At 69.9% G+C, this 11,844-nt stretch carries 9 protein-coding genes; 5 read left to right on the top strand and 4 right to left on the bottom strand.

What is annotated here, in order from left to right; all coding sequences use genetic code 11:
* Window positions 1-55: 55 nt before the first annotated feature.
* Genes ACFYZZ_RS12890 through ACFYZZ_RS12880 form a run of 3 tightly spaced genes read right to left on the bottom strand, consistent with a single transcriptional unit; the run spans window position 56 to window position 2,908 of the window.
* Entirely contained in the window at window positions 56-1,276 is a 1,221-nt protein-coding gene (locus tag ACFYZZ_RS12890) for a cytochrome P450 (RefSeq protein WP_389174622.1), read from the bottom strand.
* Window positions 1,277-1,289: 13 nt separating this feature from the next.
* Window positions 1,290-2,684 carry an NAD(P)/FAD-dependent oxidoreductase gene (locus tag ACFYZZ_RS12885; protein ID WP_389174619.1) on the bottom strand — a complete coding sequence of 465 codons (1,395 nt, stop codon included), beginning with the start codon at window positions 2,682-2,684 and terminating at the stop codon, window positions 1,290-1,292.
* Window positions 2,681-2,908, bottom strand: a complete 228-nt coding sequence (locus ACFYZZ_RS12880; protein WP_386571811.1) for a ferredoxin — start codon at window positions 2,906-2,908, stop codon at window positions 2,681-2,683. Before ACFYZZ_RS12880 ends, ACFYZZ_RS12885 begins: the two co-directional genes overlap by 4 nt.
* 320 nt (window positions 2,909-3,228) lie before the next feature.
* Here ACFYZZ_RS12880 and ACFYZZ_RS12875 point away from each other — a divergent pair, with 320 nt between their 5' ends.
* On the top strand, window positions 3,229-3,906 hold the full coding sequence (locus tag ACFYZZ_RS12875) for a GAP family protein (RefSeq protein ID WP_389174616.1): 678 nt from the start codon (window positions 3,229-3,231) through the stop codon (window positions 3,904-3,906).
* A gap of 86 nt (window positions 3,907-3,992) precedes the next feature.
* A complete protein-coding gene (locus ACFYZZ_RS12870; RefSeq protein WP_389174613.1) occupies window positions 3,993-4,574 on the top strand; it encodes a hypothetical protein in 582 nt (193 codons plus the stop codon).
* On the opposite strand, the gene ACFYZZ_RS12865 is transcribed toward ACFYZZ_RS12870, so the two are convergent.
* The gene (locus ACFYZZ_RS12865) at window positions 4,559-5,116 is read right to left on the bottom strand and encodes a hypothetical protein (RefSeq protein WP_389174610.1); all 558 of its coding nucleotides are present in this window, start codon (window positions 5,114-5,116) and stop codon (window positions 4,559-4,561) included. The two genes, ACFYZZ_RS12870 and ACFYZZ_RS12865, sit on opposite strands and share 16 nt — an antisense overlap.
* A 259-nt stretch (window positions 5,117-5,375) precedes the next feature.
* Here ACFYZZ_RS12865 and ACFYZZ_RS12860 point away from each other — a divergent pair, with 259 nt between their 5' ends.
* The 3 genes from ACFYZZ_RS12860 to ACFYZZ_RS12850 all read left to right on the top strand — a co-directional run bounded on the left by ACFYZZ_RS12860 (window position 5,376) and on the right by ACFYZZ_RS12850 (window position 11,835).
* Entirely contained in the window at window positions 5,376-8,015 is a 2,640-nt protein-coding gene (locus tag ACFYZZ_RS12860; protein WP_389174607.1) for an amino acid permease, read from the top strand.
* Between the two features lie 122 nt (window positions 8,016-8,137).
* Window positions 8,138-9,121: a polyphosphate kinase 2 family protein gene (locus ACFYZZ_RS12855; protein WP_389174604.1), complete on the top strand. Its 984-nt coding sequence runs from the start codon at window positions 8,138-8,140 to the stop codon at window positions 9,119-9,121.
* The gene (locus ACFYZZ_RS12850; RefSeq protein ID WP_389174601.1) at window positions 9,118-11,835 is read left to right on the top strand and encodes a cation-translocating P-type ATPase; all 2,718 of its coding nucleotides are present in this window, start codon (window positions 9,118-9,120) and stop codon (window positions 11,833-11,835) included. The genes ACFYZZ_RS12855 and ACFYZZ_RS12850 overlap by 4 nt, the downstream gene beginning before the upstream one ends.
* The last annotated feature ends 9 nt before the right edge of the window (window positions 11,836-11,844 follow it).

The raw sequence follows: 11,844 nt of genomic DNA, 5'->3' as shown, positions 1-11,844 counted from the left end.
TTCGGGGGCGTGCGAGGAAGGGGCTGCTGCTCTGCCGGTCCCCTCGGCTGTCGCGTCAACCCTCGCTCTGCTCGACCTGCAGATGGATCGGGCCGCGAAGAACAGGGCTGCGCCGGTACGGCGGCGGGTCGGCGAGCAGGCTGGGCCGGTCGAGGCGGCGGACCAGTTCGGTCAGCGCGATCTGGGTCTCCCGTCGGGCCAGCGGGCCGCCGAAGCACAGGTGGATGCCGCTGCCGAAGCCGAGGTGCTGGTTGTCCCGGCGATCGGGGTCGAAGCGGTCGGGATCGTGGAAGCGGTCCGGGTCGCGGCTGCCCGAGGCCAGCATGAGCATGATCTGCGAGCCCTTGGGGATGACGGTGTCGGCGACGGTGATGTCGCTGTACGCCGCCCGCCAGGGAATGATGTGCACGGGCGGCTCGTAGCGCAGCAGTTCCTCGACCAGCGGGACGACCAGACCCGGTTCGTCGCGCAGCCGCTGGAGCATCTCCGGGTGGCGCAGCAGCGTCAGCATGCCGTTGGTGATGAGGTTGACGGTGGTCTCGTGGCCGGCGATCAGCAGCAGGTTGGCGGTGGAGACGATCTCCTCGTCGGTCATCCGCCCGTCCGGCCCGTCGTCGTGGGCCAGCTTCGACAGCAGGTCGTCCCCCGGCCGGCCGTGGCGTTGCTCCAGCAGCCCGCCGAGGTACTCGTGCAGGTTCGTGCGGGCCTGCACGCCCTTTTCCAGTTTTTCCTTGGGGTCGGTCCTGGGGTCGTAGTCGATCGAGTTGATGAGGTCGTTCACCCAGACGTGGAACCTCGGTTCGTCCTCGCGCGGCACGCCGAGCAGGTGGCAGATCACCGTGACGGGGAACGGGTAGGCGAAGTCGTCGACGATGTCGATCTGCTCCTTGCCCGCGAAATCGTCGATCAGGCTGCCGACGATGCTCGTCAGGGTGGGGTCGAGACCGGCCACCAGTCCCGGGGTGTGCGGAGGGCCGAAGTGGCGCATCGCCATCCGCCGCAGGCGGTCGTGCTCGGGCGGGTCCATGTTGATGAACGCCGGCGTGGTCTCTCCCTCCCTCGCGGGCATCGGGTGCGACAGATTGCGGACGTCGGAACTCAGGTGCGGGTTGTGCAGGAGGTCCGTGAGCTCGCGATAGGTGCTGACGACGTAACTGCCGTCCTCCTGCTGGGCCACCGGCGTCCTGCGCAGCTCGGCGTACAGCGGGTACGGGTCGGCCCGGGAGGAGTAGTCGAGGATCCGGCGCAGCGTGTCGGGCGTCTCGGTCGTGGTCATCTTGCCTTCCCCCTTACCGGTGGTGCTGCGTGATCGACGTGACGCGCCGCTCACTCGGGTCATTGCCGGTGACGACCACAGTGGCTCCCTGGGCGATCAGCTCGGGGCCGGGGAAGTCGACGGGCACCGGTTTGTTGTCGACGGGCTGGTCGGGTGTGGGGCACGGCGGCGGGAAGGGCGCGGCCGTCTCGATCAACTGCCGGTAGTGGTCCAGCCACTTCGCGTTGTTGAAGCTCACCGCCGCGGTGACGCGGCCCCGGTAGCCGTATGCGGCGACGAAGCGGCGGTCGGACACCGACCCCTGGGTGACGACGACCTCGTCGGCGAAGGTCGGCACGCCGACGGACTTGATGTTGGCGCCGAACTGGATCGACCAGAACAGCGGGATGGTCAGGTGGGGCCAGCGGTCGGCCTGGCCGCTGACCATGTTGTGCGCCGCGACCTCGGCCTGCTCCACGGCGTTGGCCCAGTGCTCCAGCGAGATGAGCCGGTACTCGTAGATGGGGTTCGGGCAGCGTGCCACGTCTCCGGCGGCGAAGACGTCGTCGGTGATCAGGCCGTTGATGTCGAGGGCGCGGCAGCCCGTGTCGCAGGCGATTCCCCAGACACCTGCCGCCAGTCCCGAGCCCCGCAGCCACTCGGTGTTGCGGATGCCCCCGAGCGCCACCACCGCCACGTCGGCGTCGATCGTGCTGCCGTCGTCGAAGTGGGCGCGGCGGAACCGCCCTTGAGCGTCGCCCTCCAGCCGGGTGACCTTGACGCCGCAGCGCAGGTCGACACCGTGAGCGCGCTGCATGTCGGCCGCGACCTCACCGATCATGGCACCGAGCGCCCCGACCAGCGGGGCCGGCGCGAGTTCGGCGACGGTCACCGGGATGTCGCGCTCGCGGCAGATGGAGGCGATCTCGGAGCCGGTGAATCCCGCGCCGATGACCAGGACGCGGGAGGGTCCGGCGGCGAGGGCTCGCTGCAGACCCTCGGCGTGCTCGCGCGTACGGACGACGAACACTCCGTCCAGGGCCGCCTCGCTCTCGACGAACCAGGGCCGGGCCCGTACCCCCGTGGAGATCAGCACCCGGTCGAAGGGAATCTCGCGTCCGTCGGCGAGACGCACGACGTTGGCTGCCAGGTCCAGCCCGCTGGCGGGCACCCCCAGCAGCCACTCCGCATTGATGTCACGGCGTCGTGGCAGTGCGGTGTTTCCAGCCGGCACCCACCCCGTCAGTACCTGCTTGGACAGGGGAGGCCGGTCGTAGGGCTCGCCCAACTCGTCACCGATCATGGTCAGCGAGCCGGTGAAACCCTCGTCGCGCAGGGCCTCCGCCGCTCGCAGCCCCGCCAGCGAGGCCCCGACGATCACGATGTTGCCCTCGCGCTTGAGCGCTCGCAGGGTGTCCGCGCGGGTCATGACGGCGACGCCTCCACCGGTGCCTCCCGCCCCTCCAGCTGGTCGACCAGAATCGCTTGGACCGGGCAGGCCGCCGCGGCGCGCAGCACCTGCTCGCGCCGGGCGTCGTCGGGGCTCGGGTCGTACATCAGCGCTTCCTCGCCGTGCATCCGGAACGCGTCCGGAGCGAGGAACGCGCACTGCGCGTACCCCTCACACCGGGAAAGGTCCACGACAATTCTCATCCCGACCTCCACAGGGACTGCAGGCTGCGGACCCGGAAGTCGGTGCCACTCCGGCACGCACAGCGCGACACAGGCTTCGAGAGGAGGGAAAGTGCGAGGGGGCGCACCGCGCTCGTCGGGTCTCAACAGAAAGAACTGAACGTCGCGCATGAGGCGACCGGCGTCTGTAAACCGCCCAGAGAACCTGACCTTGCCGTCAAAAGCCTATCCCGCGTGCACATCACCCGCACCCGGGGAACCAGGGCATGCGTGAGTGCCATTCACTCGCGTGCCGCGTGGCCCTGCGGCCAGGACCGTGCGCTGTCGTTGATTCTTTACGCATGGGTGAAGTGCTGGGCGATGTGCTGGGCTTGGCGGCCGGTGTCGCCGTCAGTCCCCTTCCGATCATCGCCATCATCATCGTGCTGGCCACGCCTCGGGGACGTGTGAACGGACTGGTGTTCGCCGCCGGTTGGGTGGTGGGTCTGTCGGCCTTGGGCGCGGTGATGCTGGTCATCGGCGGCCGGGGGAGCTCCACCGACCACGGGCAGCCGGCCGACTGGGTGGGGGCTCTCAAGCTCGCTTTGGGCGTGGCACTGGCTCTTTTCGGTGCGAAGCTCTGGCGTCATCGGCCGACCGATGTCACGCAGGCACAGTTGCCGAAATGGATGGCGGCGATCGACCGTTTCACACCGGCGAAGATCTTCCTTCTCGCCCTGTTGCTGTCGGCCGGGAACGTGAAGAACGCCCCGCTGACCATTTCCGCGGCAGCGACCATCAGCTCGTCGGGGCTGCCGGTCGCAGAGCAGATCGCCACTCTGGCCATCTTCGTCTTCATCGCTTCCGTGGGACTGCTGACCCCTCTTGGGGTTTTCCTGGTCATGGGTGAACGGGCGAAGAACATGCTGGGCAACTGGAAGGAATGGGCGGCGCGGCACAACACCGCCGTCATGGCGGTGCTGTTCTTCGTGTTCGGGCTGAAGCTGCTGGGGGACGGCATCGGCGTTCTGGTTTCCTGACGAGCCGGCGGTTGCGGCCCCGTCATGCCGGCACCGTTTCTGAACATGATCAACTCCAGCGGCGCGGCCGGGCTACTGTTCGGCGTATGACTCCGATCAGTCCCGAGAACCCGCTGACCTCAGAAGGCGCCCAGGCCCTGCTTGCCATGCTCCCCGCCCGAGTTGAGCTGAAGCCGGGCATGAGCGAGCGGGCACTCGGTCGCGTCGAGGAGCGCTGGGAATTCCGTTTCGCTCCGGAGCACCGGACCCTCCTGCGTGCGGGACTGCCGACCGGGGGCCGCAACTGGCCCGACTGGCGGGACGGCGACCCCGAGGACCTCGCGGAACGGCTCGCCTGGCCGGTGGACGGAGTGCTGTTCGACGTGGAGTGCAACAGCTTCTGGCATCCGGACTGGGATGTGCGGCCGGCGGGCACGCAGGACGCCCTGGAGGTGGCTCGCGCGTACCTGGCCGAGGTCCCGGTCATGGTGCCGATCCACTCGCACCGGTACCTGCTGGCGGATCCGGACCGCACGGGCACACCGGTGCTGTCGATGTACCAGACCGACATCATTCACTACGGCACCGATCTGGTCGACTACTTCCACCACGAGTTCGGCGCGCCCGTGCCTACACCCGAAGGCCATCAGTACGCCACGATCCCGTTCTGGTCCTACTTCCTGGACTGAACGGCCGACGGCCACGCGGGGGTCTCCGCCTGCGCGGGCGCACCGCGGCCGATGGTCATCGACCAGCGCACGGAGGAGGGGGCCTCGACGGAGGCGACGCCGCTGCGGTCCACGCCGCCGACAGCCAGCTGGTTGTAGGTGGTGCTGACCTGGTCGGCGCGGCACTCCAGCAGGAAGGAGGCGCGCACGGGCCGCACGGCGACCTTGATCCTGCCCGTGCCCTGGCAGCTGACCGCGACGATCAGGGCGTCCCCCTTCCTGCCCTTGCCGAAGGAGATGCTCGCGTTCCCGGTGGTCGCCTTCTGGCGGCCGGCGAGTGTTTCGTCGGCGTCCAGCTTTGGGGGCTGTCGGACCGAGGGCTGTGCGCTGCTGTCCGGGGTGGCCGTCGCCGCAGCTGAACCCGGCGCGGACGAACGTGCGGGCTGCGCAGGCTTCTCGGCCTCGGTGTGGCCCGAGGTGCAGCCGGTGAGCGGAGCGAGCAGTGAGGTACACGCGATGCTCAGTCCTGCGAGGGTTCGCAAAGCCGCTTTGGATGTGTGCATGACACTTCTTCCTCGGTCCAGCGTGGTGACGCGCCGGGATCGATCGGTCGCCGGCGGCTGATCATGTCAGCGGCGAGGGGCGGACTGTCGGCTTCCGTGGATCTTCTGAGCAAGATGTGAGCTTCGCATGGCACGTGAAGCACGGAGTGCGAGTCGCCGGTCCGGGCCTCGCAGGATGCGTCACCCGGGTGCCGAGGGGGCGCGGCGGTGGCCCGCCCGCGCTGTTGCGGAATGCAGCGGCCCCGCGTTGGAATCAAGTGTGAGGCACTTTGGCGGCGTCGAGTCCGTCGGCCGCCCCGCGCCCGGGACGCGAGCCGGCCGGAAAGGGCTCAAGAGCAACGCCCTGGGCATGTTCTCCTCGGTGGTCATGGGTCTGGCCTCCACCGGCCCGGCGTACAGCATCGCCGCCACGCTGGGCATCATCGTGGCCGGGGTCGGACTGCAGGCCCCGATCGTCACCATCCTGGCCTTCATCCCGATGCTGCTGGTCGCGTACGCCTTCCGGGAGCTCAACGCGAGCAACGCCGACTGCGGGACCACCTTCACCTGGGCCACCCGCGCCTTCGGGCCGCGCACCGGCTGGATGGGCGGCTGGGGCATCGTCGTCGCCGACGTCATCGTCATGGTGAACCTCGCCGAGATCGCCGGTGTCTACGGCTTCCGGCTGGTGGGCCTGGACGCACTGGGGGAGAGCCGGCTGTGGACCACGGTGGCCGGCATCGTCTGGATCGCCCTGCTGACCGCGATCTGCTACGTCGGCATCGAGGTCTCGGCGGCCGTCCAGCGCTGGCTGCTCTGCCTCGAAGTGCTGATGCTGATCCTGTTCGCCGTCGCCGCGCTGGTCAGGGTCTACACCGATCCTCCCGCGACGGCGATCCATGTCTCCGTCTCCTGGTTCAACCCCTTCGACGTGTCCTCGACACGGGCCCTCACCTCGGGCATCCTCGCGGGCGTCTTCATCTACTGGGGGTGGGACACCTCCTTCGCGGTCAACGAGGAGACCGTCGACAGCACACGCATCCCCGGGCGCGCGGCGGTCCTGTCCATCGTGCTGCTCCTGGTCATGTACGGGCTGGTGTCCACGTCGGCGCAGGCGTTCGCGGGAGTCGGCACCTCGGGCATCGGGCTCGGCAACCCGGACAACTCTGACGACGTGTTCTCCGGACTGGGCGATGCCGTCTTCGGGAGCCACGAAACGGGGCTGGCCCTGTCGACACTGCTGATCCTGATGGTGCTGACCTCGGCGCTGGCCTCCGCCCAGACCACCATCCTGCCCCTGGCCAGGACCGTCTTCTCCATGGCGGTCCACAAGGCCGTCCCCGCCCGGTTCGCCCGCATCCACCGCAGGTTTCTCACCCCGACCTGGGGGACCATCGGCATGGGAGCGGTCTCGATCGCCCTGCTGATCCTGCTGACGTCGTTCAGCCAGAACATCGTGGCCGACTCGATCGACTCGGTCGGGCTCGCGATCGCGTTCCAGTACGGACTGACCGGCTTCGCCTGCCTCTGGTACTACCGCAAGGTCCTCACCCGCAGCGTCCGGGACATGGTCTTCAAGGGTGTGTTCCCGGCCCTCGGCGGGCTGATCATGCTCGTGCTGTTCGTGTACGCCACCTTCGTCGTCTACGCGAACCCCAGGTACGGCACGACCAGCGTAGACCTGCCGGTGATCGGACCGACCGGCGGGGTCACCGTCCTGGGCCTCGGTGCCCTGCTGATCGGTCTCCTGCTGATGCCGGTGGTCACCCGTGGCCACACGGTGGCCCTCAAACTCCAGCGGAGCCTGCTGCCGCGCCACCTGCCGGCGCACACCGCCGTCGACGCGGCGAGCCGCTACCAGCCCGCCGACAGCGGGTCCGGGGTGGGCGGCGACTGGTACGACGTCATCCCCCTGTCGGGCGGCCGGGTCGGCCTGGTCGTCGGGGACGTGCTCGGTCATGGCATGCACGCCGCGGTGACCATGGGGCAGCTGCGCACGGGGGTGCGTGTCCTGGCCCGCCTGGACCTGAGCCCGGACGAGCTGCTGTCCCGCCTGGACGACCTCGCAGAGCAGACCGCGCACGAGCGCGGGACCGGACACGGCCCCGGCCACCTGAGGCCGCGGGCCGCGGCGGTGCTGGGCGTGGCCTGCCTTTACGCGGTGTACGACCCCGCTTCGGGAAACTGCCGTCTGGCGCGGGCCGGGGACTCGGTGCTGGCGGCCGTCGTACCGCACCCGGGTGTCGTCGAGTGCCCGGAGCTGCCGTCCGGGCCGCCGCTGGGAGTCGGGGGCCTGCCCTACCAGAGCACGGAACTGGAGTTCCCGCCGGGCAGTGTCGTCGCCCTCTTCACGGGCGGCCTCCTCCAGGCGGCCGACGACCGTGCGGCCGGGCTCGCGCAGCTGTCCCAGGTGCTCGCCGGCGACTGCAGGTCCCTGCAAGGGCTGTGCGACAGGGTGGTGTACACCCTGCTGCCCGGGGCGGTGGACGTGGACGCGACACTGCTCACGGTCCGCACCCGCATGCTCGACCGGAACCAGTTCGCCGAGTGGGCACTGGCCTCGGACCCGGCGGCGGTGGCCACCATCCGCTCCGCCGTCGCGAAGCAGCTCGGCGACTGGGGGCTGGACGACCTGGCGTTCACCACCGAACTGATCGTCAGCGAACTGGTCACCAACGCCATCCGCTACGCCGGCGGCGGCCCGATCCAGGTACGCCTGATCCGCGACCGGAACCTGATCTGCGAGGTCTCCGACACCGGCCACACCACGCCCAACCTGAAGCACGCGGAAAACGACGACGAGGGCGGCCGGGGCCTGTTCATCATCGCCCAGATGACCCACCACTGGGGCACGCGCTACACCCCCACCGGCAAGACGATCTGGACCGAGCAGGACCTGCAGCCGGCGGACGGCCAGTAGCCCCCCCGCAACCACCCGCGGAGGGTGAGGCCGGCCCCGCCGATCGGTTCGATCCTGTCGGGAAGGCGACCCGGCGCGAGGCCGGGCCGACGGGTCGGGCCGGGGTGGAAGGCGGGCGGACGATGGCCGACGACAGGGCCGAACGCATAGCGGAGTTCATCAGGCCCCTGCGGGTCGAGCCCGGCAGGAAGGTGCATCTGGCGGACGACTTCGATCCCGGCTACAAGGCGGGCATCCGGAAGAAGAAGGAGGGCGTCGAGCTGCTCCGCACCGGTGTCGAGCTGCTCGCCGACTACCAGCGGCGGCTGGCGGCCCAGGACACCTACGGAGTGCTGGTGTGCCTGCAGGCGCTGGACGCCGGCGGCAAGGACGGGACGATCCGCCATGTGATGAGCGGCGTCAATCCGCAGGGCGTGCAGGTGTCCAGCTTCAAGGTGCCCTCGACCGAGGAGCTGGATCACGACTATCTGTGGCGCTACGCCTGCCGGCTGCCCGGGCGCGGTGAGATCGGCATCTTCAACCGGTCCCACTACGAGGAGGTCCTGGTCGTACGAGTGCACCCGGAGAACCTCGACCGGCAGCGGCTGCCGGACTCGGTGCGCGGCCCGGACGTGTGGGACCGGCGGTACCGGGAGATCAACGACTGGGAGCGCTATCTGACCGACAACGGGTTCCGGATCGTGAAGCTGTTCCTGAACCTGTCGAAGGAGGAGCAGCGGATCCGCTTCCTCAAGCGCATCGACGTTCCCGAGCGCAACTGGAAGTTCTCGCCCGCCGACGTCAGGGAGCGGGCCCGGTGGGACGACTACCAGCGCGCGTTCTCGCAGATGCTGTCCGCCACCAGCACGGAATGGGCACCCTGGTACGTCGTACCCGCCGACCACAAGTGGTTCGCGCGGGTCTGCGCGGCCGCGGTGCTGGCGCACACGCTGATCGAGATCAACCCGCAGTACCCGCGGGTCAGTGACGAGACCCGGCGCGGGCTGGCCGAGGTCAGGCGGGAGCTGGAGCGTGAGGCGCCCAAGGGTGCCGCGCCCGACCCGTACGCCGCATCGGTTTCCAAAGGCGAATCCGGCAACGGGAAGCCGAGGAGGCGCGCGCGATGACCGCGCAGACGGACGCCCCGCACGAGGGGGCGACGGACGACCGGGCCTGGTACGCGCGCTCCGCGGAGGAGGTCGCCGCCGGGTTCGGGGTGGATCCGGCCGTGGGGCTGTCCTCGGCGAGGGCCGCGGAGCTGCTGCGGGCGAACGGTCCGAACGCGCTGCCGGAGGAGAAACCCCTGCCGGGCTGGCGCCGCTACCTGGCCCAGTACCGCAGCTACATGCAGCTGGTCCTGGTCGCCGCCGCCGTGGTGTCGTTCCTGATCGCGGAGTGGAACACGGGCATCCTGCTGATGGTGCTGACGGTCCTCAACGCGGTCGTCGGCATGCGACAGGAGGGCAAGGCGGAGAGCGCCATGAACGCGCTCAAGTCGATGCTGAAGGCGAGCGCCCGGGTGCGCCGGGACGGGACGGAGTCCGAGCTCCCGGCCGAGGAGGTGGTCGTCGGTGACGTCGTCCTCCTCACCGCCGGGGACGAGGTCCCCGCCGACGGCCGGATCATCGCGGCCAGCGCCCTGCAGATCGACGAGTCGGCGCTGACGGGCGAGAGCGTGCCCGTCGCCAAGGATGCGACGACCCTGGCCGGCGGCGACCTGGGCCCCGGGGACCGGACGAACATGGCGTTCATGAACACGCCGGTCACGCACGGCAGCGCGACGGTGATCGTCACGGCCACGGGCGCCGGCACCGAACTCGGCCGTATCTCCGGGATGCTGTCGGCGACGCCCCGCGAGGCCTCCCCGCTGGACCGGGAGCTGAACCGGCTCACCCTGTGGATCACGGGTGCTGCCGGACTGACGATGGTCGTGATGTTCGTCCTGGGGCGCAGCCGCGGCGAGGCGTGGGACGTGCTGTTCGTGAGCGCCGTCTCGCTGGCCATCGCCGCCATCCCGGAGGCCCTGCCCACGGTGACCCAGACGATCCTGTCGATCGGCGGGGTGGACCTGGCCCGGCGTCAGGCGATCGTGAAGGACCTGCCGTCGGTGGAGTCGCTGGGGTTCACCTCGGCGATCAACTCCGACAAGACCGGCACCCTCACCATGAACCAGATGACCGTCGTGGAGGTCATCGATCCCGGCGACCGCTACACCGTCTCCGGCACCGGTTACGGCCTGGAGGGCAAGGTCCATCACGCCGTCGGCAGCACACCCGGCATCGAGGACGCGATCCTGCCCTACGTGGTCGCCAGCGACGCCGGGCTCGTGGACGGCACGGTGGTCGGCGACCCCACCGAGGGCGCCCTGCTGGTGCTCGGCCACAAGGCCGGGCTGGACATCGACGCCACCCGGGAGCGGCTGCCCCGGCTGGCCACGCTGCCGTTCGACCCGTCGTACAAGCTGATGGCCACCTTCCACTCGGCCACGGACGCGGCCGGCCGCCCGGTCGTGCGGTGCTTCGTGAAGGGGGCGGCACCCGCGGTCATGGCCCGGGCCGCCACCGCGCTGCGCGACGGCACGACCGTCCCCTGGGACGCGGAGCTGCGCGAGCGGGCCCGGACACACGTCGAGCGCATGGGCGGCGAGGGGCTGCGGGTGATGGCCGCCGCGCGCCGCGACCTCGACCCGGCTGCCTTCGATCCGGACGGGGACCTGCTCGCCCACGTCACCGACCTGCAGATGACGAGCCTGGTCGGCATGGTCGACCCGCCGCGCGCGGAGTCGAGGGCCGCCGTGGCCGACGCGCAGGCCGCGCACATCCGGGTGCGGATGGTGACCGGCGACGACGTCGTCACGGGTGCCGCCATCGCCCGGCAGCTGGGCATCGAGGGCGAGGCGCTCCTCGGCGCCGAGTTCGCCGCGCTGCCGGAGAACGAGCGGCTCGCCCGGATCGACGACATCGGGGTGGTCGGCCGCGTCGCCCCCGAACACAAGGTGCTGCTCGCCGACACGCTCAAGAAGAAGGGCGACGTGGTGGCCATGACCGGGGACGGCGTCAACGACGCCCCGGCCATCAAGGCGGCCGACATCGGCATCGCCATGGGCTCCGGCACGGAGGTCGCCAAGAACGCCGGGCGGATGGTGCTGTCCGACGACAACTTCGCGACGATCGTCTTCGCCGTCGAGCAGGGCCGCAAGATCTACGACAACCTCACGAAGTACATCCGCTTCGTCCTCGTGCTCCTCGTGGTGTTCGTCCTGACCTTCCTCGGCGCGACCCTGTTCGACATCGCGGCGGGCGAACCCTTCAGCCCGGCCCAGGTGCTGTGGATCCACTTCTTCGTCAACGCGGCCTTCGGCTTCGCGCTCGGCTTCGACCGGCAGAGCCCCGGACTCATGGAGCGCAGACCGCGTCCGCGCGGTGAACCCGTGCTCACCAGGGGCGTGATGGTCACGGTCGGGCTGTCCGGGCTGGTGATCACGATCGGCCTGCTCGCCCTGATCAAGCTCGGCGAGGCGCACTACGGCAGCACCGTCGTCGGCCAGTCCATCGCGTTCACGTCCTTCGCGCTCTGCCTGATCGTGGCCGCGCTCGAATGCCGCAGCGAGACCGAGACCGTCCTGACCACCGCCAGCTTCGACAGCAAGCAGATGAACTGGGCGATGCTCGTGGAGTTCGCCCTCGCGGTGCTGGTCACCCAGATGGACGGCTTCCAGCGGCTGCTGGGCACGACACAGATCAACGTGCGGCAGTTCGGCTGGGCGCTGGTGCCGGCGCTGGTGCTGCTCGGGCTGTGGGAGCTGGGCAAGTTCGTCGCCAGGCGGGCCGCAAGGACGTGAGAGGCCGTA

The sequence above is a fragment of the Streptomyces sp. NPDC001816 genome (assembly GCF_042892235.1).
Classification (GTDB): Bacteria; Actinomycetota; Actinomycetes; order Streptomycetales; family Streptomycetaceae; genus Streptomyces.
This window is presented reverse-complemented; position numbering and strand designations above follow the sequence as displayed.

Excerpts from the sequence above, each read along its gene's own strand:
- ACFYZZ_RS12865 (WP_389174610.1), bottom strand. The coding sequence starts at position 5,116 with ATGCACACATCCAAAGCGGCTTTGCGAACCCTCGCAGGACTGAGCATC.
- ACFYZZ_RS12850 (WP_389174601.1), top strand. The coding sequence starts at position 9,118 with ATGACCGCGCAGACGGACGCCCCGCACGAGGGGGCGACGGACGACCGG.
- ACFYZZ_RS12880 (WP_386571811.1), bottom strand. The coding sequence starts at position 2,908 with ATGAGAATTGTCGTGGACCTTTCCCGGTGTGAGGGGTACGCGCAGTGC.
- ACFYZZ_RS12875 (WP_389174616.1), top strand. The coding sequence starts at position 3,229 with ATGGGTGAAGTGCTGGGCGATGTGCTGGGCTTGGCGGCCGGTGTCGCC.
- ACFYZZ_RS12855 (WP_389174604.1), top strand. The coding sequence starts at position 8,138 with ATGGCCGACGACAGGGCCGAACGCATAGCGGAGTTCATCAGGCCCCTG.
- ACFYZZ_RS12885 (WP_389174619.1), bottom strand. The coding sequence starts at position 2,684 with ATGACCCGCGCGGACACCCTGCGAGCGCTCAAGCGCGAGGGCAACATC.
- ACFYZZ_RS12870 (WP_389174613.1), top strand. The coding sequence starts at position 3,993 with ATGACTCCGATCAGTCCCGAGAACCCGCTGACCTCAGAAGGCGCCCAG.
- ACFYZZ_RS12890 (WP_389174622.1), bottom strand. The coding sequence starts at position 1,276 with ATGACCACGACCGAGACGCCCGACACGCTGCGCCGGATCCTCGACTAC.